Below are 22835 nucleotides of genomic sequence, written 5' to 3'. Positions count from 1 at the left end.
CCGGGCCCGGGGCGACACTTGTCCGGCCGACGAGGTGCCCGAGCCGCCCCCCGGTCCTAGAGGAAGGTGTCCGAGTGTCCCGCCGCAGAATCGGCTTCTGGTACCGCCTGGCGGCGGTCATCGCAAAACCGCCGCTGGTAGTGCTCTTCAAGCGGGACTGGCGGGGAATGGAGCACATTCCGGCCGAGGGCGGCTTTATCACCGCCGTCAACCACAACTCGTATCTGGACCCGCTCTCCTACGCGCACTTCCAGTACAACACCGGCCGGGTGCCCCGATTGCTGGCGAAGGCCGCCCTCTTCAAGGTGCCCGTGGTCGGCGCGATCCTGCGCGGTTCCGGGCAGATCCCGGTCTACCGGGAGAGCACCAACGCCCTGGACGCCTTCCGGGCCGCGGTGGACGCGATCGACCGCGGAGAATGCGTGGCCTTCTATCCGGAAGGCACCCTCACCCGCGACCCCGACATGTGGCCGATGGCCGGCAAGACCGGCGCCGCCCGCGTCGCGCTGATCACCAAGGCCCCCGTCATTCCGGTGGCCCAGTGGGGCGCGAACCTCGCGATGCCGCCCTACGCCAAGGAGAACAAGGTCCGGCTCTTCCCGCGCAAGACCCTCCAGGTGCTCGCCGGACCGCCCGTGGACCTCTCCGCGTACTACGACCGGGAACCCACCCCGGACGTGCTCAAGGAGGTCACCGAGGTCATCATGGCCGCCATCACCGGGCTGCTGGAGGAAGTGCGGGGGGAAACCGCCCCCGAGCAGCCGTACGACCATCGCAAGGCCAGGGCGGAACAGCGGCGCAAGGCCGCAGGGGAGGGCAAGAAGTGACACGTCCCGTGAAGGCGACCGTCTTCGGAACCGGCTCGTGGGGCACGGCCTTCGCCATCGTCCTCGCCGACGCCGGCTGCGAGGTGACCCTGTGGGGCCGCCGCCAGGAGCTGGTGGACGCCATCAACACCGGCCGGACCAACCCGGACTACTTCCCGGACGTCGAACTCCCGGCCAACATCCGCGCCACCACCGATCCCGCACGGGCCGCGGCGGGCGCCGACTTCACCGTCCTCGCCATCCCCTCGCAGACCCTGCGCGGGAACCTCGCCGCCTGGGCGCCGCTGCTCGCCCCCGACACCGTGCTCGTGTCCCTCATGAAGGGCATCGAACTCGGCACGGCCAAGCGGATGAGCGAGGTCATCGAGGAGGTGGCCAAGGTCCCCGCCGAGCGGATCGCGGTCGTCACCGGCCCGAACCTGGCCCCCGAGATCGCCGCCCGGCAGCCCGCCGCCTCCGTCGTCGCCTGCGTGGACGAGGCCGTGGCCCGGCGCCTCCAGGCCGCCTGCCACACCCCGTACTTCCGCCCGTACACCAGCACCGACGTCATCGGCTGCGAGCTCGGCGGCGCCGTCAAGAACGTCATCGGCCTCGCCGTCGGCATCGCGGACGGCATGGGCCTGGGCGACAACACCAAGGGCTCCCTCATCACCCGCGGCCTCGCCGAAGCGACCCGCCTGGGCGTGGCGATGGGCGCCGACCCGCTCACCTTCTCCGGCCTCGCGGGCCTCGGGGACCTGGTCGCCACCTGCTCCTCGCCGCTCTCCCGGAACCACACGTTCGGCACCAACCTCGGCCGGGGGATGACCCTGGAGGAGACCATCGCGGTCACCCGGCAGACCGCCGAGGGGGTCAAGTCCTGCCAGTCCGTGGCCGATCTGGCCAGCCGGTACGGGATCGACATGCCGATCACGGACACGGTGGTGGACATCGTCCACCACGGCAAGCCGACCCTGGTCGCCCTCAAGGAGCTGATGGGACGCAGCGCCAAACCGGAACGTCGCTGACTCCTTTCCGCACGCGCGAGCGGGTACTCTCGTGGCGATATGAGCAGCGAGAACCTCCCCCAGACCCCTGAGCAGCAGGGCCGCAAGCCCCGCGTGGCCGTCGTGTTCGGCGGCCGCAGCTCGGAACACGCCATCTCGGTCGTCACGGCGGGCGCGGTCCTGCGCTCCATCGACCGCTCCAAGTACGAGGTGCTGCCCATCGGCATCACCACGGACGGCCGGTGGGCGCTGACCGCCGACGAGCCGTCGCGGATGGCCATCGCCGACCGCAAGCTCCCGAGCGTCGAGGAGCTCGCGGACTCCGACGAGGGCAGCGTCGTGCTGTCCGTCGACCCGGCCAGCCGCGAGGTCGTCTACACCGAGCCGGGCGCCATTCCCAAGGCGCTGGGCGAGGTCGACGTCGTCTTCCCGATGCTGCACGGCCCGTACGGCGAGGACGGCACCCTCCAGGGCCTCCTGGAACTCTCCGGCGTCCCGTACGTCGGCTCGGGCGTCCTCGCCTCGGCCGTCGGCCAGGACAAGGACTACATGAAGCGGGTGTTCACCTCCTTCGGGCTGCGCGTCGGCCCGTACGTGACCATCCGCCCGCGCGAGTGGGAAGCCGACCGGGACGCCGCCGAGGCCAGGATCCTGGACTTCGCCGCCGAGCACGGCTGGCCGCTGTTCATCAAGCCCGCCCGGGCCGGCTCCTCCATCGGCATCACCAAGGTCGACGACGCCTCCGGCCTGGACGCGGCGATCCGCGAGGCCCGGCGCCACGACCCGAAGATCATCGTGGAGGCGCTGCTGCGCGGCCGGGAGATCGAGTGCGGCGTCCTTGAGTTCGAAGACGGCCCGCGCGCGAGCGTCCCCGCCGAGATCCCGCCGGTCTCCAGCCACGACTTCTACGACTTCGAGGCGAAGTACATCGACTCGGCCTCCGGGATCGTGCCCGCCCCGCTCACCCCGGAGCAGACCGCCGAGGTGCAGCGGCTCGCGATCGAGGCCTTCGAGGCCGCGTCCTGCGAGGGCCTGGTGCGCGCCGACTTCTTCCTCACCGAGGACGGCACCTTCGTCATCAACGAGATCAACACGATGCCGGGGTTCACGCCGATCTCCATGTACCCGCGGATGTGGCAGGAGTCGGGCATCGAGTACCAGGAGCTGGTGGACCGCCTGATCCAGGCGGCCCTGCGCCGCTCCACCGGGCTGCGCTAGCCTCCCCCCTCGGACTCCGTCCGGGGGACGGGGGAGACCCGTACAGCCGACCGCCCGCCGGCCCGCCCTGAAAGGCAGGGCCGGCGGGCGGCGGTGTGCCCGGCGGACCGCTCAGTAGGAGGAGATGCCCTCGGGCACGGTCGCGGCGATGGCCGTGGACAGGCCGACCAGCATGCCCGCATCCGTGGCATGCTCCTTGTCGACCAGTACCTCCGTGTACGCCAGCCGCATCCCGGTGGTGAACCGGAACCCACCGTTCTCGCGCTTCTCCAGGAGCCAGGCGACCCCGTTGACGTGGACGCCGTCCTGCTGGGGATCCGTCATCGCGGGGGGTTTGGGGATACCGCACCGCAGTACGATCGCCGAGCCGCCCCAAGCGGCGGTCAGATCGGACTCCGGTGCGGTCCGGGTCCGCGCCAGGCCGCCCACCTTCTCCGGGAGCTCCTCGTGCAGTGCTGCACAGAAGCCCGCGACGTCGGCGGGCGGCGTGGGCGGCGGGTCCACCCGGGCCTCGGAATCCCCCGGGGCACAGCCCGCGAGGGCCAGCAGGGCCGAGAAGGCGGGCAGGGCCAGCAGACGGACGGGCCGGCGGTGGAGGGACATCACCGGCCAAGAGTAGACGGGGGCTACAGATGGACCACCGGGCAGGTCAGGGTGCGGGTGATCCCCTCCACCTGCTGGACCTTGGCGACCACCATGCGGCCGAGCTCGTCCACGGTGTCGGCCTGGGCGCGCACGATCACGTCGTACGGGCCCGTCACGTCCTCGGCCTGGATCACCCCCGGGATCTGGCCGATGGACTCGGCGACGAACGACGCCTTGCCCACTTCGGTCTGGATAAGGATGTACGCCTGTACCACGGAACCTCCAGGGCGGCCACGAGGGTCATTTCCCCTAACCTTCGGGTGGGCCCCACACAATCGGAAGGGCCGGGGGAAGAAGGGACGCCACGGTACCGCGTCGCCGCGCGCCACGGGGAGACCCGCGAGCCCGGCGCCACGCACAGCGGGGCGTACGAAGAGCAGAAGTTGACGTATCTGTTGACGGTACCCAGAGCTGTGACGGCTCGCGACCGCAAGCGGACTGGGCAAGAAGGGGCACAGCGATGAAGGGCACTGTGGGCGAGCTGGGGGAGTTCGGGCTCATTCGGGAGCTCACCTCACGGCTCACCACCACCCCGGCGGTCCGGCTCGGACCGGGCGACGACGCCGCGGTGGTGTCGGCCCCCGACCGGCGGGTCGTGGCGAGCACCGACATCCTGCTGGAGGGCAGGCACTTCCGGCGCGACTGGTCCACGGCCTACGACGTCGGCCGCAAGGCCGCCGCGCAGAACCTCGCCGACATCGCCGCCATGGGCGCGGTGCCGACCGCGCTGCTCCTCGGCCTCGTCGTCCCGGCCGAACTGCCGGTCACCTGGCCCACCGAGCTGATGGACGGGATCCGCGACGAGTGCCAGGTCGCCGGTGCGGCCGTGGTCGGCGGGGACGTCGTCCGGGGCGACGCCATCACCGTCGCCATCACGGCCCTCGGCGACCTGCGCAACCACGAGCCCGTCCTGCGCTCCGGTGCCCAGCCCGGCGACGTCGTCGCCGTGACCGGCTGGCTCGGCTGGTCCGCCGCCGGCTTCGCCGTGCTCTCGCGCGGCTTCCGCTCCCCGCGGGCCTTCGTCGAGGCGCACCGGCGCCCCGAGCCGCCGTACCACGCGGGCCCCGCGGCCGCCGGGCTCGGCGCCACCGCCATGACCGACGTCAGCGACGGCCTGATCGCCGACCTCGGGCACATCGCCGAGGCCAGCAAGGTACGGATCGACCTGCGCTCGGCGTCCGTCGACATCCCGACCCAGATGCACGACATCGGGCAGGCGGTCGGCGTGGACCCGCTCCAGTGGGTGCTCACCGGGGGCGAGGACCACGCGATCGTGGCGACCTTCCCGCCCGACGTGAAGCTCCCGGCCCGCTGGAAGGTCATCGGCGAGGTCCTGAACCGCTCCGCGCTGCCCCAGGTGACCGTGGACGGCGCCCCCTGGACCAGCACCGGTGGCTGGGACCACTTCGGGGCCGACCCCGCCGCGGAGGGCGCCCCGTCATGAGCACCGTGGGCACGCCGGCCGGCGCCCCGCCGCTCTGCCTGACCGTCGCCGGATCCGACTCCGGCGGCGGCGCGGGCATCCAGGCCGACCTCAAGACGATGCTCGCGCTCGGCGTGCACGGGATGAGCGTGGTGACCGCCGTGACCGCGCAGAACTCCCTCGGGGTACGGGGAGCCTGGGAGCTGCCCGCCGAGGCCGTCAGGGCCCAGTACCAGGCCGTCGTGGACGACATCGGCGTACAGGCCGTGAAGACCGGGATGCTGTCCTCGGCCGTGCTCGTGGAGACGGTGGCGGAGCTGCTCGCCGCCACCCCCGCCCCGGCCGTCGTGGACCCCGTGGGCGTCTCCAAGCACGGCGACGAGCTGCTCGCCGCCTCGGCGCTGGACGCCGTACGCCGGGAGCTGCTGCCGCGGGCCACCGTGGCCACGCCCAACCTGGACGAGGTGGCGCAGCTGACGGGCGTGGTGGTGGAGACCGAGGACGACATGCGGCGGGCCGCCGGCGCGGTCCTCGGCCACGGGTCCCGGTGGGCGCTCATCAAGGGCGGCCACCTGGCGGCGCACGGCGGCGAGGCCGTGGACCTGCTGACGGACGGCACCGACGAGCGGTGGCTGCGGGCCCCGCGGTCCGCCAACCGCCACACCCACGGCACGGGCTGCACCCTCGCGAGCGCGATCGCTGCCGGCCTGGCGAAGGGCCTGGCCGTCCCGGAGGCGGTCACGGCCGCCAAGGCGTACGTCACGGGCGCCATCGCCGCCGGCTTCCCGCTCGGCGCGGGGACCGGCCCGGTGGATCACGGCTGGCAGTGGCGCTGAGACTGCCCGGAGAAGGCAAAAGGCCGGTTCACCAGAGGTGAACCGGCCTTCCTTTTGGCAACCGGGAAGGGCTGCGCTACGACGTGAGGCGTCAGCGCGAGACCTTGCCGGCCTTGATGCACGAGGTGCAGGCGTTGAGGCGCTTCGGCGTCCCATTGACCACGGCACGGACGCGCTGGATGTTCGGGTTCCAGCGACGCGAGGTGCGGCGGTGCGAGTGGGAGATGTTGTTGCCGAAGCTCGGCCCCTTGGCGCAAACGTCGCAGTTGGCAGCCACAGGTCACTCCAAAACTTCAGATGCAATTACAGTGAATCCGGCGCACCGGAATCAGAGAGTCTGAAGTGGTTTGCCGGGGGAATGGCCCGACTCTCATCGGGCAACCGGAGCAGCATACAACGACTGCGTCCGTCCAAGAAAACTACCATGGCCGCCCCGGCCCCCGCCCCGCGGTCCGGACGCCCCGGCAGTCCTTGGTTACCCTGCGGTGAACCCCGGCCCGCACAAGGAGGAACGCCCGGTGCCGTACGAGCCTGCGCCGCAGCCCGCCGACAAGCTCGACGCCGAAGCGGTGCGCACCTGGAGCTCGCTGGCCGTGGCCGCACTGGGCCGGGCCCGCGAGGACATCGACGCGATCAACGTCTACCCCGTGGCCGACGCGGACACCGGAACCAACCTCCACCTCACCGCCGAGGCGGCCGACCGGGCCCTCGGCGAGCTCTTCGCACAGCCGGCCCCCGGCATGACGGACGCCACACCGGGCACCACGCTGGCCCAGGCCGTACGGGCCTACGCGCACGGCGCGCTCATAGGGGCGCGGGGGAACTCCGGGACGATCCTGGCGCAGCTGCTGCGGGGCGTGGCCGACGTGCTCGGGGAGGAGGAGCCCGGGGAGCGGCAGCCCGGCCCGCTGCTGGCCCGGGCCCTGACCCGGGCCGCCCAGGAGGCGTACCAGGCCGTCGCCCACCCGGTGGAGGGCACCATGCTCACCGTCGCCGCGGCCGCCGCCCGGGCCGGCGAGGGCGCGCAGGACGCGGGGACCGCCGCCGACGTGGCCCGGGCCGCCTACGACGCGGCCCGCGCCGCCCTGGCCGAGACCCCGGGGCAGCTGGCCGCGCTGGGCCGGGCCGGGGTGGTCGATGCCGGGGGCTGCGGAGTGGTCGCCGTACTGGGGGCCCTGTGGCAGGCGCTGTCCGGCGAGGAGCCGGCCGCCGAACCGGTGCCGGGCCGGGCCGTGGCCGTACCCCGGCCGCCCGACCCGTGCGAGCAGCCGGACGACGGGCCGGCGTACGAGGTGGTCTACCTGCTGGAGGCCTCCGACGCGGCGGTCGGCGAGCTGCGCGAGCGGCTCGACGGGCTCGGCGACTCCCTGGTCGTGGTCGGCGGCGAGGGGCTGTGGAACGTCCACGTCCACGTCGACGACCCCGGAGCGGCCGTGGAGGCCGGCGTCGTGGCCGGACGGCCCTACCGGATACGCATCACGCACTTCGGCGACGAGCGGCGCCGGGCGCGCGGCGAACGTGTCCAGCGGGCCGTCGTCGCGGTGGTTCCCGGCGAGGGCCTGGCCGGGCTGTGCGCGGAGGCGGGCGCGACCGCCGTGCTCGCGCCCCCCGGGGAGGTCCCGGCCGTCTCCGAGCTGGTCGAGGCCATCCGGCGCGCGCACGCCCGCGAGGTGGTGCTCCTGCCGGGCGGCGCCGAGCTGCGCGCGACCGCCGCCGCGGCCGCCGAGCAGGCCCGCGCCGACGGCGTCCGGGTGGCCGTGATCCCCACGCGCTCGGCGGTCCAGGGCCTGGCCGCCCTCGCCGTGCACGACCCCGAGGGCAGCTTCGACGAGGACGTCGTCGCCATGACGTCCGCGGCCGGCGCCACCCGCTACGGGGAGCTCGCCGTCGCCGAACGGCAGTCCTTCACCTCGGCCGGCATCTGCCAGGCGGGCGACGTGCTCGGTCTGATCGACGGGGACGTCGCCGTCATCGGCTCGGGCCTCACCGAGACCGCCGAGGCCGTGCTGGAGCGCATGCTGGGCTCAGGCGGCGAACTGGTCACCCTCGTCCTGGGCCCCGAGGTGCCGGAGGCCCTCGCCGAGCGCCTGGAGGCGTACGTACAGCACGGCCACCTGGCCGTGGACACCGTCACCTACCGGGGCGGCCGGCACTCGGCGCCGCTCCTGATCGGCGTCGAATAGGGGCGGGCAAGGGGCGGGCAAGCGGTGATCAGGCGGTGATCAGGGGGCGATCAGGGGTCGAACGCCCCCCTTGTCAGCGCCATGGTGTGCAATGAACACGTGCCCGCGCTCGACGAAGACCTCAAGAAGACGCTCGGCCCCGCCACCGCCAAGGTGCTGGCCGAGCAGCTCGGCCTGCACACGGCCCTGGACCTGCTCCACCACTACCCCCGGCGGTATGCCGAACGGGGGGAGCTGACCTCGCTGGCCGAGCTCGCCGATCAGATCGACGAGCACGTGACCGTCGTCGCGCAGGTCGCCGACGCCCGCGTCCTCACCTTCAACGGCGGCCGCGGGAAACGCCTCGAAGTGACGATCACCGACGGCAGCGGCCGGCTCCAGCTGGTCTTCTTCGGCGCCGGCGTCCACAAGCCGCACAAGGAACTGCTGCCCGGCAGCCGCGCGATGTTCGCCGGCAAGGTGTCGAAGTTCAACCACAAGCTCCAGCTGGCGCACCCCGCGTACGAGCCGCTCGGCGCGGAGGCCTCCGACCGGGACGCCGCCACCGCCTTCGCCAACCAGCTCATCCCGATCTACCCGGCCTGCGCCAAGCTGGAGTCCTGGAAGATCGCCAAGTGCGTGGACGCGGTGCTGCCCAGCGCCCGGGAGGCCGTGGATCCGCTGCCGCCCGCCCTGCGCGAGGGCCGCGGGCTGATCCCGCTCACCGAGGCCCTGCTCAAGATCCACCGGCCTGGCACCAAGGCCGACATCGAGGACGCCCGCCAACGCCTGAAGTGGGACGAGGCCTTCGTCCTCCAGGTCGCCCTGGCCCGCCGCCGGCACGCCGACTCCCAGCTCCCGGCCGTGCCCCGCCGCCCCGCCCCCGGCGGCCTGCTCGACGCCTTCGACGCCAAGCTCCCCTTCACGCTCACCGAGGGCCAGCAGACCGTTTCGAAGGAGATCTTCGACGACCTGGCCACCAGCCACCCCATGCACCGCCTCCTCCAGGGAGAAGTGGGCTCGGGAAAGACGATGGTGGCGCTGCGGGCCATGCTCGCCGTCGTCGACTCCGGCGGGCAGGCCGCGATGCTCGCGCCCACCGAGGTCCTGGCGCAGCAGCACCACCGGTCCATCACCGAGATGATGGGCGAGCTGGCCGAGGGAGGCATGCTCGGCGGATCCGACCAGGGCACCAAAGTGGTGCTGCTCACCGGGTCGATGGGGATGCCCGCGCGCCGACAGGCACTGCTCGACCTCGTCACCGGGGAGGCGGGGATCGTCATCGGCACGCACGCGCTGATCGAGGACAAGGTGCAGTTCCACGACCTCGGCCTGGTCGTCGTCGACGAACAGCACCGCTTCGGCGTCGAGCAGCGCGACGCGCTCCGGTCGAAGGGCAAGCAGCCGCCGCACCTGCTGGTCATGACCGCGACCCCGATCCCGCGCACCGTCGCGATGACCGTCTTCGGCGACCTGGAGACCTCGGTCCTCGACCAGCTGCCCGCCGGGCGCTCGCCGATCGCCACCCACGTGGTGCCCGCCAAGGACAAGCCGCACTTCCTCGCGCGGGCCTGGGAGCGGGTGCGCGAGGAGGTGGAGAACGGCCACCAGGCGTACGTGGTCTGCCCGCGCATCGGCGACGCCGAGGACGAGCCCAAGAAGAAGAAGGCCTCCGCCGAGGACGAGGCGGAGAAGCGGCCGCCCCTGGCCGTCCTGGAGATCGCCGAGCAGCTCGCGCGCGGCCCGCTCGCCGGGCTGGGCGTCGAGGTGCTGCACGGGCGGATGGACCCCGCCGACAAGGACGACGTCATGCGCCGCTTCGCCGCCGGCGAGGTCAAGGTGCTGGTCGCCACCACGGTCATCGAGGTGGGGGTGAACGTCCCCAACTCCACCGTCATGGTGATCATGGACGCGGACCGGTTCGGCGTCTCCCAGCTCCACCAGCTGCGCGGCCGCGTCGGCCGGGGCTCCGCGCCCGGCCTGTGCCTGCTGGTCAGCGAGATGCACGAGGCGAGCCCCGCGCGGGCCCGGCTGGCCGCCGTCGCCGCCACCCTCGACGGCTTCGAGCTCTCCCGGATCGACCTGGAACAGCGCCGCGAGGGCGACGTGCTGGGCCAGGCCCAGTCCGGCGTCCGCTCCAGCCTGCGGATGCTCGCCGTCATCGAGGACGAGGAGGTCATCGCCCAGGCCCGCGAGGAGGCCACCCGCGTGGTCGCCGCCGACCCCGAACTGGAGCGGCTGCCCGGCCTGCGGACCGCCCTGGACGCCCTGCTGGACACCGAGCGCGAGCAGTACCTGGACAAGGGCTGAGCGGCACGACCTATCGTGGGAGTGCCGCGGCGCCGCCACGGCACCCACCGACCGCCGTACAGAAGGACCCCAGATGACCCGCGTGATCGCCGGCACCGCCGGCGGGCGACGGCTGGCCGTGCCCCCGGGCACCGGCACCCGGCCGACCTCGGACCGGATGCGCGAAGGCCTCTTCTCCACCTGGGAGTCCCTGCACGGAGTGGAGGGGGCCCGGGTCCTCGACCTCTACGCGGGCTCCGGCGCCGTGGGGCTGGAGTCCCTCTCCCGGGGCGCGGTGCACGCGCTGCTGGTCGAGACCGACCCCAAGGCCGCCAAGTCCATCCGGGACAACATCAAGGCGGTGGGCCTGCCCGGCGCGGAGTTCCGGTCGGGCAAGGCCGAGCAGATCGTCACGGGCGCCGCGAGCGGGGAACCGTACGACATCGTCTTCCTGGACCCCCCGTACGCCGTCGGCCACGACGATCTTCGGGAGATCCTCCTCACACTCCGGTCCAATGGCTGGCTCACGGACGGTGCGCTCGTCACCGTGGAACGCAGCACCAGGAGCGGAGCCTTCCCGTGGCCCGACGGCTTCGAGCCGCTCCGGTCCCGGAAGTACGGCGAGGGCACTCTTTGGTACGGTCGCGCCGCCTTCACCAGCGAAGACTCATGAACGAGGGAGCTCACGTGCGCCGCGCCGTCTGTCCGGGATCCTTCGATCCCATCACCAACGGACACCTCGACATCATCGGACGCGCCTCCAGGCTCTACGACGTCGTCCACGTCGCCGTGATGATCAACCAGTCCAAGCAGGGCCTGTTCACCGTCGAAGAGCGGATCGAGCTGATCCGCGAGGCGGTGGCCGACTACGGGAACGTCCAGGTCGAGGCCTTCCACGGCCTGCTCGTCGACTTCTGCAAGCAGCGGGACATCCCGGCCATCGTCAAGGGCCTGCGCGCCGTCAGCGACTTCGACTACGAGCTCCAGATGGCCCAGATGAACATCGGGCTGTCGGGCGTCGAAACGCTGTTCGTGCCGACCAACCCCACCTACAGCTTCCTGTCCTCCTCGCTGGTCAAGGAGGTCGCGGCCTGGGGCGGCGACGTGGCCCACCTGCTGCCGGCGCACGTGCACACGGCGCTGATGGAGCGGCTGCGCAACCGCTGACCGGCTGACGGGCCGTCAGTCTGTGTCCCGGGCGCTCCCGGTGGCCTTACAGTCGTCCCGACCGACTCGGGAACCGCCCGAGGCCGAGAGAGTGCGAGCCCCCATGGACGTGCAGAAGAAGCTCGACGAGATCGTCGCGGCCGTCGGCGGCGCCCGGTCCATGCCCATGTCGTCCTCCTGCGTGATCAACCGCGCCGAACTGCTCGAACGGCTCGAAGAGGTGCGCCAGGCGCTCCCCGGCTCCCTCGCGCAGGCGCAGGAGCTCATCGGCGGCCGGGAGCAGATGGTCGAGGAGGCCCGCAGGGAAGCGGAGCGGATCATCGAGTCCGCCCACAACCAGCGCGGTTCGCTCATCTCCGACACCGAGATCGTGCGGCGCTCCCAGGCCGAGGCGGACCGGATCCTGGAGGAGGCGCGCCGGGAGGCGGAGGAGATCCGGGCCGAGGCCGACGACTACGTCGACAGCAAGCTCGCGAACTTCGAGGTCGTGCTCACCAAGACCATCGGTTCGGTGGACCGGGGCCGCGAGAAGCTCCTCGGCCGCGGTCCCGGGCTGGACGAGCACGGCTACGCGGACGCGGAGGCGCCCGAGCGCAGCCACGACCCGGAGACGCAGCGGCAGCAGGCGGACGCGTACGTGGACACCAAGCTGGCGACCTTCGAGGCGGTGCTCTCCAAGACCCTGGAGGCCGTCGGCCGCGGCCGGCAGAAGCTGCTCGGCCGGGTGCCGACGGACGACCTCGGCGCGCACATGGCCGCCCAGGACGCGGCGGCCGGGCAGCCCTCCCGCTCGGCGAGCGACGCGGACTTCCTGGCGGGCCTGGCCGAACCCCAGCAGCCGGTGCAGGCGCCGATCCCGGCGCAGCCGGAGCCGGTGTACGACACGTACGGCTACCAGCAGGACCGGCAGCCGCAGCAACAGGACGGCTACGCCTACCAGGGCCACCAGGACCCGTACGCGGGCTACGGGCACCAGCAGCCCGACCCGTACCCCGGTGCGAGCACCGGCTCCACCGGAGCGGCTTACGCCGCGCACTACGGTGCGCAGCAGCCCGACCCTTACGCGGCCTACCAGGAGCCGCAGGCCCAGGCCCCGCAGCCCTCCCTCGACGAGACCAGTTTCTTCGACACGAGCATGATCAATCTGGACCAGCTGCGCCAGTACGAACAGGGGCGCTAGGGCCGATTGGGCGCAGAGCGCGGCGCCGGGTATCCTGGCTGTTCGGTCGCGCGTATGCACCGCGATCCATGCTGCCCGTAAGCGGTCATCGTTTACGGCGCAGGGATTGATCTTCAGCGATCTGTGAAAGCAGGAACGGCCCTGAACACCCGCCTCGACCACCGCAACCCCCTCGTGTTCGACACGCACGAGCTGGGTCGGCGTCCTGGTGCCATGCAGCGGCTGTCCCGAGAGATCGCGGCACCGGCGGACCTCGGTCTCGCCGGCGTCATCGGAGTGCCGGAAGGCGCCCCGGTGAAGCTCAGCCTCCGCCTCGAGTCGGTCATGGAAGGGGTGCTTGTCACAGGCACCGCCCGTGCGTCGGCCGTAGGGGAGTGCGTAAGGTGTCTGGAGGCCGTCGAGCGCGAGCTCAAGGCGGACTTCCAGGAGATGTTCTCGTACCCTGACGCCGACGACCGGAGCCGCTCCAAGGCGGAACCGGCCGACGACGCCGAGGACGACGAGGACACGCTCTTCCTCGAGGACGGTTTGTTCGACCTCGAACCCGTGCTGCGCGATGTGGTGGTGCTCGCACTGCCCATGCAGCCGGTGTGCCGGGAGGACTGTCTCGGACTGTGCCCCGATTGCGGGCTCAGCCTGAACGACGACCCGGACCACCACCATGACGCCGTCGACATCCGTTGGGCGGCATTGCAGGAACTCGTCGTGACCGATCAGGACGGCGAGAAGGACAACATGAGCGGCACTGCATCTGACGACGTTCAGAGCGCCGCCGAGAAGCAGGAGAAGTAGCCGTGGCTGTTCCGAAGCGGAAGATGTCGCGCAGCAACACGCGCCACCGCCGGTCGCAGTGGAAGGCTGCGGTCCCCACCCTGGTTTCGTGTGAGCGTTGCCAGGAGCCGAAGCTCCAGCACATTGCGTGCCCGAGCTGCGGCACCTACAACAAGCGCCAGGTCCTCGAGGTCTGAGCGGCTGGTGAGAGGCGCAATGTCTGAGCTGTCCAACGCTGAGAAGCAGGCAGACAGTAACAACGCGGCCTCGTCCCACACGCTTCTGGAAGGGCGGCTCGGGTATCGACTCGAGTCCGCCCTTCTGGTGCGTGCTCTGACCCACCGCTCGTACGCGTACGAGAACGGCGGTCTGCCCACCAACGAGCGGCTGGAGTTCCTCGGGGACTCCGTGCTGGGCCTGGTGGTCACGGACACGCTGTACACGACCCACCCCGATCTCCCCGAAGGCCAGCTGGCCAAGCTTCGGGCCGCGGTGGTCAACTCGCGCGCACTGGCGGAGGTCGGACGCGGCCTCGACCTCGGCTCCTTCATCCGGCTCGGCCGGGGCGAAGAGGGCACGGGCGGCCGGGACAAGGCCTCCATCCTCGCCGACACCCTTGAAGCGGTGATCGGTGCGGTCTACCTCGACCAGGGCCTCGACGCGGCCTCGGAGCTGGTTCACCGGCTCTTCGACCCGCTCATCGAGAAGTCCTCGAACCTCGGGGCCGGCCTGGACTGGAAGACCAGTCTCCAGGAGCTCACGGCGGCCGAAGGTCTTGGCGTACCGGAATACCTGGTCACCGAGACCGGCCCGGACCACGAGAAGACCTTCACTGCTGCCGCCCGCGTCGGTGGTGTCTCGTACGGCACCGGCACCGGCCGCAGCAAGAAGGAAGCGGAACAGCAGGCGGCGGAGTCCGCCTGGCGCGGTATCCGTGCCGCGGCGGACCAGCGGATCGCGGCGGAAGCCGCTGCCGCCGCCGCTCCGGCGGGGGTCCCGGCTCCGGCCGAGGCCGTGGCCGTGGACGGCGGGGCGCCGAAGCCCGCCGACCCGGCGCCGGACGCCTGACCGCTTTCTTTTACAGTGACCCCGTCGCACCCCGGTGCGGCGGGGTTTTCCTGTCCGCGACCCCACGTCCCACGCCGGAGGAACACGTGCCAGAGCTGCCCGAAGTCGAAGTGGTGCGGCGGGGGCTGGAGCGCTGGGTGGCCGGGCGGACCGTCGAGTCCGTCGAGGTCCTGCACCCGCGGGCCGTACGGCGCCACCCGGCCGGCGGGGCCGACTTCGCGGCGCGGCTCGCCGGGCAGACCATCGGCGTGCCGCAGCGGCGCGGGAAGTACCTGTGGCTGCCGCTGGAGGGGCGGGACCTGTCCGTGCTGGGGCACCTGGGGATGAGCGGGCAGCTGCTCGTACAGCCCGAGGACGCCCCGGACGAGAAGCACCTGCGGATCCGGGTGCGGTTCACCGATTCCGGCAGCGGCTCCGCCGCGGGCGCGGCCGGGACCGAGCTGCGCTTCGTGGACCAGCGGACCTTCGGCGGGCTGTCCCTGCACGAGAACACGCCCGACGGGCTGCCCGACGTCATCGCGCACATCGCGCGGGATCCCCTGGACCCGTTGTTCGACGAGGGGGCCTACCACCTGGCGCTGCGCGCCAAGCGGACCACCGTCAAGCGGGCGCTGCTGGACCAGTCGCTGATCAGCGGGGTCGGCAACATCTACGCGGACGAGGCGCTGTGGCGCGCCAGACTGCACTACGAGCGCCCCACCGCCACGCTCACGCGCCCCCGGAGCGCGGAACTCCTCGGTCACGTGCGGGACGTGATGAACGCGGCCCTCGACGTCGGGGGAACCAGCTTCGACAGCCTCTACGTCAACGTGAACGGCGAGTCCGGCTACTTCGACCGCTCGCTCGACGCCTACGGGCGCGAGGACGAGCCCTGCCGGCGCTGCGGCACGCCGATGCGGCGCCGCCCGTGGATGAACAGGTCGAGCTACTTCTGCCCGCGCTGTCAGCGGCCGCCGCGCGCCCCGTCGTAGGACTCACGGGCGGTCAGCACCTGCGGCATGCTCCCCTCGAGGAAGTGGATGAGCGCGAGAAGCCGGTTCGCGACCTCGACACCGAGCGGGGTCAGTTCGTAGTCGACGCGCGGCGGGTTCGTGGGCTGCGCCTCGCGGTTGACGATGCCGTCGCGCTCCAGCGCGTGCAGGGTCTGGGAGAGCATCTTCTCGCTCACGCCGTCGACCCGGCGGCGCAGCTCGTTGAAGCGGCACGGGCCCTCGCGCAGGGCGCTCACGGTGAGGCTGCCCCAGCGGCCGGTGACGTGCTCCAGGGTTTCCCGGGACGGGCACGCGCGCGCGAAGGCGTCGAACGCGGGGTCGGGTCCGGTGGTCTGGGCGTCCTCGGTACAGATGGCTGGTGTCTCCATGGAAAGAGCGTACCCCGGTGCAGCGCTAACCATGGGGTTGCGCTTTCCAAAAGTTAGTGCTTTTCTTCTGGTGTCGCACCGCGCCCCGTGGTGCGGCGGAGCCACCCGAGGAGAGTCACCGTGTCCGCAATCACCCCCACCCCCGTCGTGTCGATCGCCTACCACTCCGGCTACGGCCACACCGCCGTCATCGCCGAGGCCGTCCGGGCCGGTGCCGCCGAGGCCGGCGCCACCGTCCACCTGATCAAGGTCGACGAGATCGACGACGCGCAGTGGGAGCTGCTCGACGGGTCCGACGCGATCGTCTTCGGCTCCCCGACCTACATGGGCACCGCCTCCGGCGCCTTCCACGTCTTCGCCGAGGCCACCTCGAAGCGCTGGTTCGGCGACGCCTGGCAGGACAAGGTCGCGGCGGGCTTCACCAACTCCGCCTCCAAGAGCGGCGACAAGCTGAACACGCTGCAGTACTTCCAGATGCTGGCCTCGCAGCACGGCATGAGCTGGGTCAACCTGGGCCTGAAGCCGGGCTGGAACTCCAGCACCGGCTCCGAGAACGACCTCAACCGCCTCGGCTTCTCCTCCGGTGCGGCCGCCCAGTCCAACGCCGACGAGGGCGCGGACGCGGTCCACAAGGCGGACATCGCGACCGCCGAGCACCTCGGCCGCCGGGTCGCCGAGCACACCCGTGTGGTCATCGCGGGCCGCGCCGCGCTCGCGGCGGTCCAGTCGCCGGGCGCGCTGGTGGGCTAGAAGCCGAAGTCCTGCGTCCACCAGGGGCCGCCGGCGGCGAAGTGGGCGCCGACGCCCAGGGTGCGGAACTCGCAGTTCAGGATGTTCGCCTTGTGGCCCGGGCTGTTCATCCAGGCCTTCATCACGGCCGTGGCGTCACCCTGACCGCGGGCTATGTTCTCGCCGCCCAGGCCCGAGATCCCGGCCTTGGTGGCGCGGTCCCAGGGGGTGTTCCCGTCGGGGTCGGTGTGGCCGAAGAAGCCGCGGACGGCCATGTCCTTGCTGAAGGCCCCGGCCAGCGCCGCCAGCGGCGGGTTGGCCCGGACCGGACCGCACCCGGCCTGGGCGCGCTCCTGGTTCACGAGGGCCACCACGGCGGCCTCCTCGGCCGAGTGCCCGTCCGAATCCGTCGGGGCGGCCGGGACCGGCGCGGGTGCCTTGGTCGCCGGCTTCGAGGGCACCGGGATCGAGGGCGCCGGGGCGGGCGCCTTCCGCGGGGCCTTGGTGGAGGGCGCGGCCGAGGGGGAGGCGCTCGGCGAGGGCGAGGCAGAGGGGCTCGGCGAGCTCGACGCAGAAGCCGAGGGGGAGGGGGAGGGGGAGGGGGAGGCCGACGGGCTGCCGGAGGGGGATTCACCCGTACCGGCGGAGTTGCGGCCGGACAGGCTGGCGAGGCCGCCCTGCTGCTCGATCGCGTGGTCGGGGCTCGCCGAGGACTTCGCCACGGCCCGCGCGCCGCCCTCGGAACCCGTACCGCCGACCCCCACGTAGGGGAAGGAGTTGCCGACCGGCACCACACCGGTGGTGACCGCCGCCGTGCCCAGCGCCACGGCCACCGAGACACCCAGAAGGCCGTTGCGCACGGCGGTGCCGCGCTTGCCGCTGCGACGCGGCGCGGCGTGGAGTCGGTGGCGTCCCATCGGCGTCGTGCCTTCCCTCAAGGTCAAGATCGTCCTTTACTCACCCAAACGGGTGAGTTCATTGGTGCGCGACTGTACGCCATGGGGCCAGGGGGCGATGTGTCCCAAAAGTCTTTGCCCGGTTAGCGTTCACGCATGAATGAAGATGTCCGCATGACCGCCTGGGTGCGCGGCCGTGTACAGGGAGTGGGCTTCCGCTGGTTCACCAGGGAGAACGCCCTGGAGGTCGGTGGGGTGGTCGGCTTCGCGCTCAATCTCGACGACGGGCGAGTACAGGTGGTGGCGGAAGGTCAACGTGAGAATTGCCACCGGCTGCTGGACTGGCTGCGCTCGGCCGACACGCCCGGCCGGGTGGACGGTGTGACGGAGATCTGGGGCACACCGCGCGGTGGCTACGACGGGTTCGCCATCCGCTGAGCGCCCGCCTGATCGTGTACTGATCACACCCCCGGACCGTCCGTACCCGGTCGGATCTGCGCATTCTCCGGTGGCCCGTTGCCGACGCCGGCGATCCGTGGAAGGCTCGGAGATGAGGATGATCTCCACGTCCCCTGCGAGGGCCGGGTCGCCCGCCGATACGGGGCGTGATCGTGTTGACCGTCAAACTTTTTGGTGAGACGCTGGAAGCCCCGCGCACCCGAGCTGTTTGGCAGTGCTGGCAGTACCAAGCGCAGTGACTGACAGTCGCTGCCGGACACCGCGGGTGCGAATCCCTCACGACCCACACCGCTTCGGTCGGTCACTCAGTGTGGAGGACCATCCATCATGGCAAAGGCGCTTCTCGGTTACGTCGGCGGTTCCGATCCGCGACTCCTCGCCGAGATGCGACGGCTTCAGCAGCGCGTCCAGGACCTCGAGTCCGAGCTCGTACGGATTCAGTCCGAAAATGACGCGCTGAACGCGGCCGCCGCTCAGCACGACGGAGACTCGCTGATGAACAGCATCGACATCGACGTACCCCAGGCGGAGCCTGCGCTCACCTGATCCCATAACGTCGTCGCTCGACTCCAGCCCCGCATGATCTGCAAGGGACGCTCCGGCGTCCCTTCTTTCTTGGCCTCTCTCCTCGGCCGCCGCTGCCTTTGACGTCTGTCGTGCCCTGCGCCTTCATGGGCGAAACCGAACGTGAAAGGTAGAGTCCGGCGGCGTGCACCTCAAGTCCCTGACCCTGCGCGGCTTCAAATCCTTTGCTTCCGCGACCACCCTGCGCTTCGAACCCGGCATCACCTGCGTCGTGGGGCCGAACGGCTCGGGCAAGTCCAACGTGGTGGACGCGCTCTCCTGGGTCATGGGCGAACAAGGCGCCAAATCCCTGCGCGGCGGGAAGATGGAAGACGTCATCTTCGCCGGGACCACCGGGCGGCCGCCGCTCGGCCGCGCCGAGGTCTCCCTGACGATCGACAACTCCGACGGCGCCCTGCCCATCGACTACGCCGAAGTCACCATCACCCGGATCATGTTCCGCGGCGGCAGCAGCGAATACCAGATCAACGGGGACACCTGCCGGCTCCTCGACATCCAGGAACTGCTCTCCGACTCCGGCATCGGCCGCGAGATGCACGTCATCGTCGGCCAGGGCCAGCTGGACTCCGTACTGCACGCCGATCCCATGGGGCGCCGCGCCTTCATCGAGGAGGCGGCCGGTGTCCTCAAGCACCGCAAGCGCAAGGAGAAGGCGCTGCGGAAGCTGGACGCGATGCAGGCCAACCTCGCGCGCGTCCAGGACCTCAACGAAGAGCTGCGGCGACAGCTGAAGCCGCTCGGGCGGCAGGCGGCGGTGGCCCGGCGGGCGGCCGTCATCCAGGCGGACCTGCGGGACGCGCGGCTGCGGCTGCTCGCCGACGACCTCGTCACGCTGCGCCGGGCCCTCGACGCGGAGATCGCCGACGAAGCCGCGCTGAAGGAGCGCAAGGAGGCCGCGGAGGCGCAGCTCGCGGACGCGCTGCGGCGCGAGGCGGAGCTGGAGCAGGCCGTACGGGAGCTCGCGCCCCGGCTCCAGCGGGCGCAGCAGACGTGGTACGAGCTCTCGCAGCTGGCCGAGCGGGTCCGCGGGACGGCGTCCCTGGCGGACGCCCGGGTCAAGAGCGCGACGGCTCCGGTGGAGGAGGAGCGGCGGGGCCGTGATCCGGAGGACATGGAGCGGGAGGCCGCGCGGATCCGTGAGCAGGAGGCGGAACTGACGGCGGCCCTGGAAGCGGCGTCGCGCGCGCTGGAGGACACGGCCGCCCACCGGGCGGAGCTGGAGCGGGCGCTGGACGGGGAGGAACGGCGGCTGCGGGACGCGGCGCGGGCCATCGCCGACCGGCGCGAGGGGCTGGCCCGGCTGACGGGGCGCCTCGGCGCGGCCCGGTCGCGGGCGGGCGCCGCACAGGCGGAGATCGACCGGCTGGTCGCGGCGCGCGACGAGGCGGAGTCCCGGGCGGTGGCGGCGCAGGAGGAGTACGAGGCCCTGGCAGAGGAGGTCGGGGGCCTGGACGACCCTGCGGTGGGCGCCGACCACGAGGCGGCGCGGACCGGCCTTGCGGCGGCGGAGGCGGAGCTGGCAGCCGCGCGGGACGCGGTCACCGCGGCGGAACGGTCCCGCGCGGCGGTCTCGGCGCGCCGGGACGCGCTGGCGCTCGGGTTGCGCCGCAAGGACGGTACGGGGGCGCTGCTGGCGGCGCGCGAACGGCTGGCCGGGCTGCTGGGTCCGGCGGCGGAGCGGCTGTCGGTGGCGCCGGGCTACGAAGTCGCCGTGGCCGCTGCCCTGGGCTCCGCGGCGGACGCGCTGGCGGTGTCGTCCCCGGCCTCCGCGGCCGCCGCGATCCGCCACCTCCGCACCGCGGACGCCGGCCGCGCCACCCTCCTGATCACCCCTCCCGAGACCCCGGGCCCCGCAGCCACAGCCACCGTCCCGGGCCAGACCCCGGCCCCCGCCGGGACAGCCACCCTCCCGGGCCAGGCCCCGGGCTCCGCCGGGACAGCTGCTCTGCCGGGGCAGGCGGCGGATTTCGGGGCTCAGCCGGAGCCGGCCCGTCAGGGGCAGGCCCCGGGCTCGGTGGCTTCGGCCGGGGCCGAGGGAGTGTTCCCCCACCCCGCCCCTTCCCGAAACCGGGCTTTGCCCGGACCCGCGCCTCAAACGCCGGCGGGGCTGGAAGGTACGGCGGAACCGGAGTCGCGGTCCGCGTACCCGGGTTCTCCGGAGTGCCGCGCAGCGGCACTTTCAGCCTCGCCGGCGTTTGAGGCGCGGGGTGCGGGGCGGAGCCCCGCGGTTCCGGCTCCGCTGGTGCCCGGGGCGGGCCCCGTGGCTTCAGCCCCGCCGGCGTTTGAGGCGGAAGGCGGGGTGCCCGTCGCGGGGCTGGTGCAGGGGGACGCCGGGGTGTGGCGGGCCGTCGCATGGGTGGTGCGGGAGCACGTCGTGGTCGGGACGCTGGACGAGGCCGAGAGGCTCGTCGCCCGGCGGCCCGGGGTCGTCGCCGTGACCCTGGACGGAGACGTGCTCGGCGCACATCTCGCGCACGGCGGCTCCGCCGGGGCGCCCAGCCTGATCGAGGTGCAGGCCGCGGTGGACGAGGCCGAGGCGGAGCTGGCCCGGCTGGACGGGCAGTGCGCGGAGCTGGCCGCCGCCCAGGCCGCCGCCCGGGACCGCCGGCAGGAGGCCGCGGCGCTGGTCGACGAGCTCGCCGAGCGGCGGCGGGCCGCCGAGCAGGCCCGAGCCGGGGTCGCGCAGCAGCTCGGGCGGCTCGCGGGGCAGGCCAAGGGAGCCGCCGGCGAGGCGGAGCGCAGTGCCGCCGCCGCGGCCAAGGCCCAGGACGCGCTCGAACAGGCGCTGGCCGACGTGGAGGAGTGCGCGGAACGCCTGGCCGTGGCCGAGGAGATGCCCGTGGAGGACGAGCCCGACACCGCCGTGCGGGACCGGCTCGCCGCCGACGGCGCCAACGCCCGGCAGACCGAGATGGAGGCCCGGCTGCAGCTGCGGACCCACGAGGAGCGGGTGAAGGGCCTGGCCGGGCGAGCCGATTCACTCGATCGGGGGGCCCGGGCGGAACGTGAGGCCCGGGCCCGCGCCGAGCGCCGCCGGGCCCGGCTCCGGCACGAGGCGGAGGTGGCGCGCGCGGTCGCCGACGGGGCCCGCCAGCTCCTCGCCCACGTGGAGGTCTCCCTCCTGCGCGCCGAAGAGGAGCGGGCCGCGGCCGAGTACGCCAAGGGACTGCGCGAGCGGGAGCTCGGCGAGGCCCGTACCGCCGGCCGCGACCTGAAGGGCGAGCTCGACAAGCTCACCGACTCCGTGCACCGCGGCGAGGTGCTCGGCGCGGAGAAGCGGCTGCGCATCGAGGCCGTGCAGGACAAGGCGCTGGAGGAGTTCGGCATGGAAGCCGCCGCGCTCGTCGCCGAGTACGGTCCCGACCAGCCGGTGCCGCCCGCCCCGCCCGCCGAGGGCGAGGACCTGCCCGACGACCCGGAGCACCCCCGCAACCGGCCCGGCCCCTTCGTCCGCGCCCAGCAGGAGAAGCGGCTCAAGGCGGCCGAGCGCGCCTACCAGCAGCTGGGCAAGGTCAACCCGCTGGCGTTGGAGGAGTTCGCCGCGCTGGAGGAGCGCCACCAGTTCCTCAGCGAACAGCTCGAGGACCTGCGCAAGACCCGCGCCGACCTCCTCCAGGTGGTGAAGGAGGTCGACGAGCGCGTCGAGCAGGTCTTCACCGAGGCGTACCGGGACACGGCCCGGGAGTTCGAGGGGGTGTTCTCGCGGCTGTTCCCCGGCGGGGAGGGCCGGCTGGTCCTCACCGACCCCGAGAACATGCTGACCACCGGGGTGGACGTCGAGGCCCGCCCGCCGGGCAAGAAGGTCAAGCGGCTGTCGCTGCTCTCCGGCGGCGAGCGCTCGCTGACCGCCGTGGCGCTGCTGGTGTCCATCTTCAAGGCGCGGCCCAGCCCGTTCTACGTGATGGACGAGGTCGAGGCCGCGCTCGACGACACCAACCTGCAGCGGCTGATCCGGATCATGGAGGAGCTCCAGGAGAGCTCGCAGCTGATCGTCATCACCCACCAGAAGCGGACGATGGAGGTCGCGGACGCGCTCTACGGCGTCTCGATGCAGGGCGACGGGGTCTCCAAGGTCATCAGCCAACGCCTCCGCTAGGCCTACTCACTTCAGAAGATGAACGCTATAGCTCCCTCTGCTCCCTGTTGACCGTCATCCCTCGCCTATTGACTTCAGGAAGTGAACCAATAAGCTCTGCCGTGCCGTGTTCGACGTTCAGGTGGTGGTGAGCGGTTT

General features: G+C 72.3%; 23 protein-coding genes. 18 read left to right on the top strand and 5 right to left on the bottom strand.

Annotated features, from left to right (window positions below):
• Positions 1-74: 74 nt before the first annotated feature.
• The 3 genes from ACIP5M_RS30010 to ACIP5M_RS30000 are packed head-to-tail and all read left to right on the top strand — an operon-like array spanning position 75 to position 3031.
• Entirely contained in the window at positions 75-827 is a 753-nt protein-coding gene (locus ACIP5M_RS30010) for a lysophospholipid acyltransferase family protein (protein WP_401202487.1), read from the top strand.
• Positions 824-1834, top strand: coding sequence for an NAD(P)H-dependent glycerol-3-phosphate dehydrogenase (locus ACIP5M_RS30005; RefSeq protein ID WP_401202485.1), 1011 nt, complete (start codon positions 824-826; stop codon positions 1832-1834). The genes ACIP5M_RS30010 and ACIP5M_RS30005 overlap by 4 nt, the downstream gene beginning before the upstream one ends.
• A gap of 39 nt (positions 1835-1873) precedes the next feature.
• A complete protein-coding gene (locus ACIP5M_RS30000) occupies positions 1874-3031 on the top strand; it encodes a D-alanine--D-alanine ligase family protein (RefSeq protein WP_401202483.1) in 1158 nt (385 codons plus the stop codon).
• 111 nt (positions 3032-3142) lie between these two features.
• Here the strand turns inward: ACIP5M_RS30000 and ACIP5M_RS29995 are convergent, their stop codons facing one another.
• Both ACIP5M_RS29995 and ACIP5M_RS29990 read right to left on the bottom strand, forming a co-directional pair.
• Complete coding sequence (locus ACIP5M_RS29995) at positions 3143-3634, bottom strand: DUF3515 domain-containing protein (protein WP_401202530.1); 492 nt, start codon at positions 3632-3634, stop codon at positions 3143-3145.
• Between the two features lie 23 nt (positions 3635-3657).
• Positions 3658-3891, bottom strand: coding sequence for an Lrp/AsnC family transcriptional regulator (locus ACIP5M_RS29990; protein WP_030028650.1), 234 nt, complete (start codon positions 3889-3891; stop codon positions 3658-3660).
• Positions 3892-4136: 245 nt separating this feature from the next.
• Between ACIP5M_RS29990 and ACIP5M_RS29985 the strand changes: the two genes are divergently transcribed.
• A complete protein-coding gene (locus tag ACIP5M_RS29985; protein WP_401202481.1) occupies positions 4137-5120 on the top strand; it encodes a thiamine-phosphate kinase in 984 nt (327 codons plus the stop codon).
• Positions 5117-5935: a bifunctional hydroxymethylpyrimidine kinase/phosphomethylpyrimidine kinase gene (thiD, locus tag ACIP5M_RS29980; RefSeq protein WP_401202479.1), complete on the top strand. Its 819-nt coding sequence runs from the start codon at positions 5117-5119 to the stop codon at positions 5933-5935. Before ACIP5M_RS29985 ends, thiD begins: the two co-directional genes overlap by 4 nt.
• A gap of 91 nt (positions 5936-6026) precedes the next feature.
• Here the strand turns inward: thiD and rpmB are convergent, their stop codons facing one another.
• A complete protein-coding gene (gene rpmB / locus ACIP5M_RS29975; protein ID WP_007266795.1) occupies positions 6027-6212 on the bottom strand; it encodes a 50S ribosomal protein L28 in 186 nt (61 codons plus the stop codon).
• 241 nt (positions 6213-6453) lie between these two features.
• On the opposite strand from rpmB, the gene ACIP5M_RS29970 reads away from it, so the two are divergent.
• The 9 genes from ACIP5M_RS29970 (at position 6454) to mutM (ending at position 15543) form a co-directional block, all read left to right on the top strand.
• Positions 6454-8118, top strand: a complete 1665-nt coding sequence (locus ACIP5M_RS29970; protein WP_401202478.1) for a DAK2 domain-containing protein — start codon at positions 6454-6456, stop codon at positions 8116-8118.
• Between the two features lie 81 nt (positions 8119-8199).
• A complete protein-coding gene (recG, locus tag ACIP5M_RS29965) occupies positions 8200-10407 on the top strand; it encodes an ATP-dependent DNA helicase RecG (protein ID WP_401202477.1) in 2208 nt (735 codons plus the stop codon).
• A gap of 73 nt (positions 10408-10480) precedes the next feature.
• The gene (gene rsmD, locus ACIP5M_RS29960; RefSeq protein WP_401202476.1) at positions 10481-11059 is read left to right on the top strand and encodes a 16S rRNA (guanine(966)-N(2))-methyltransferase RsmD; all 579 of its coding nucleotides are present in this window, start codon (positions 10481-10483) and stop codon (positions 11057-11059) included.
• A 14-nt stretch (positions 11060-11073) separates the two neighbouring features.
• Complete coding sequence (coaD, locus tag ACIP5M_RS29955) at positions 11074-11553, top strand: pantetheine-phosphate adenylyltransferase (protein WP_401202528.1); 480 nt, start codon at positions 11074-11076, stop codon at positions 11551-11553.
• Between the two features lie 103 nt (positions 11554-11656).
• Complete coding sequence (locus ACIP5M_RS29950) at positions 11657-12733, top strand: cell division initiation protein (protein WP_401202474.1); 1077 nt, start codon at positions 11657-11659, stop codon at positions 12731-12733.
• A gap of 141 nt (positions 12734-12874) precedes the next feature.
• Positions 12875-13525, top strand: coding sequence for a YceD family protein (locus ACIP5M_RS29945; protein WP_401202526.1), 651 nt, complete (start codon positions 12875-12877; stop codon positions 13523-13525).
• A 2-nt stretch (positions 13526-13527) separates the two neighbouring features.
• A complete protein-coding gene (gene rpmF, locus ACIP5M_RS29940) occupies positions 13528-13701 on the top strand; it encodes a 50S ribosomal protein L32 (RefSeq protein ID WP_003965982.1) in 174 nt (57 codons plus the stop codon).
• A gap of 19 nt (positions 13702-13720) precedes the next feature.
• The gene (rnc, locus tag ACIP5M_RS29935) at positions 13721-14572 is read left to right on the top strand and encodes a ribonuclease III (protein WP_401202473.1); all 852 of its coding nucleotides are present in this window, start codon (positions 13721-13723) and stop codon (positions 14570-14572) included.
• Between the two features lie 86 nt (positions 14573-14658).
• Entirely contained in the window at positions 14659-15543 is an 885-nt protein-coding gene (gene mutM, locus ACIP5M_RS29930; RefSeq protein ID WP_401202472.1) for a bifunctional DNA-formamidopyrimidine glycosylase/DNA-(apurinic or apyrimidinic site) lyase, read from the top strand.
• Here mutM and ACIP5M_RS29925 read toward each other — a convergent pair.
• Positions 15516-15932 (bottom strand): winged helix-turn-helix transcriptional regulator, encoded by a 417-nt coding sequence (locus tag ACIP5M_RS29925; protein WP_401202471.1) that lies wholly within the window; start codon positions 15930-15932, stop codon positions 15516-15518. The two genes, mutM and ACIP5M_RS29925, sit on opposite strands and share 28 nt — an antisense overlap.
• A 120-nt stretch (positions 15933-16052) precedes the next feature.
• On the opposite strand from ACIP5M_RS29925, the gene ACIP5M_RS29920 reads away from it, so the two are divergent.
• Positions 16053-16682, top strand: a complete 630-nt coding sequence (locus tag ACIP5M_RS29920; RefSeq protein WP_401202470.1) for a flavodoxin family protein — start codon at positions 16053-16055, stop codon at positions 16680-16682.
• Here ACIP5M_RS29920 and ACIP5M_RS29915 read toward each other — a convergent pair.
• Positions 16679-17578, bottom strand: a complete 900-nt coding sequence (locus tag ACIP5M_RS29915; RefSeq protein ID WP_401202468.1) for a CAP domain-containing protein — start codon at positions 17576-17578, stop codon at positions 16679-16681. The two genes, ACIP5M_RS29920 and ACIP5M_RS29915, sit on opposite strands and share 4 nt — an antisense overlap.
• Before the next feature lie 135 nt (positions 17579-17713).
• Here ACIP5M_RS29915 and ACIP5M_RS29910 point away from each other — a divergent pair, with 135 nt between their 5' ends.
• The 3 genes from ACIP5M_RS29910 (at position 17714) to ACIP5M_RS29900 (ending at position 22697) form a co-directional block, all read left to right on the top strand.
• Positions 17714-17995 carry an acylphosphatase gene (locus ACIP5M_RS29910; RefSeq protein WP_215013014.1) on the top strand — a complete coding sequence of 94 codons (282 nt, stop codon included), beginning with the start codon at positions 17714-17716 and terminating at the stop codon, positions 17993-17995.
• Positions 17996-18343: 348 nt separating this feature from the next.
• Positions 18344-18562 carry a hypothetical protein gene (locus ACIP5M_RS29905; RefSeq protein ID WP_030775046.1) on the top strand — a complete coding sequence of 73 codons (219 nt, stop codon included), beginning with the start codon at positions 18344-18346 and terminating at the stop codon, positions 18560-18562.
• Between the two features lie 163 nt (positions 18563-18725).
• The gene (locus tag ACIP5M_RS29900) at positions 18726-22697 is read left to right on the top strand and encodes an AAA family ATPase (protein ID WP_401202465.1); all 3972 of its coding nucleotides are present in this window, start codon (positions 18726-18728) and stop codon (positions 22695-22697) included.
• Positions 22698-22835: the final 138 nt, after the last annotated feature.

This window comes from Streptomyces sp. NPDC088762, assembly GCF_044750905.1.
Lineage (GTDB): Bacteria > Actinomycetota > Actinomycetes > Streptomycetales > Streptomycetaceae > Streptomyces.
The sequence above is the reverse complement of the archived record's forward strand: the minus strand, read 5'-3'. Positions and strand labels throughout refer to the sequence as shown.

Bases quoted from the DNA above. Each gene is read 5' to 3' on its own strand.
- ACIP5M_RS30000 (WP_401202483.1), top strand. From the start codon at position 1,874: ATGAGCAGCGAGAACCTCCCCCAGACCCCTGAGCAGCAGGGCCGCAAG.
- ACIP5M_RS29995 (WP_401202530.1), bottom strand. From the start codon at position 3,634: ATGTCCCTCCACCGCCGGCCCGTCCGTCTGCTGGCCCTGCCCGCCTTC.
- ACIP5M_RS29985 (WP_401202481.1), top strand. From the start codon at position 4,137: ATGAAGGGCACTGTGGGCGAGCTGGGGGAGTTCGGGCTCATTCGGGAG.
- thiD (WP_401202479.1), top strand. From the start codon at position 5,117: ATGAGCACCGTGGGCACGCCGGCCGGCGCCCCGCCGCTCTGCCTGACC.
- recG (WP_401202477.1), top strand. From the start codon at position 8,200: ATGGTGTGCAATGAACACGTGCCCGCGCTCGACGAAGACCTCAAGAAG.
- rsmD (WP_401202476.1), top strand. From the start codon at position 10,481: ATGACCCGCGTGATCGCCGGCACCGCCGGCGGGCGACGGCTGGCCGTG.
- ACIP5M_RS29950 (WP_401202474.1), top strand. From the start codon at position 11,657: ATGGACGTGCAGAAGAAGCTCGACGAGATCGTCGCGGCCGTCGGCGGC.
- rnc (WP_401202473.1), top strand. From the start codon at position 13,721: ATGTCTGAGCTGTCCAACGCTGAGAAGCAGGCAGACAGTAACAACGCG.
- ACIP5M_RS29925 (WP_401202471.1), bottom strand. From the start codon at position 15,932: ATGGAGACACCAGCCATCTGTACCGAGGACGCCCAGACCACCGGACCC.
- ACIP5M_RS29915 (WP_401202468.1), bottom strand. From the start codon at position 17,578: ATGGGACGCCACCGACTCCACGCCGCGCCGCGTCGCAGCGGCAAGCGC.
- ACIP5M_RS29910 (WP_215013014.1), top strand. From the start codon at position 17,714: ATGAATGAAGATGTCCGCATGACCGCCTGGGTGCGCGGCCGTGTACAG.
- ACIP5M_RS29905 (WP_030775046.1), top strand. From the start codon at position 18,344: ATGGCAAAGGCGCTTCTCGGTTACGTCGGCGGTTCCGATCCGCGACTC.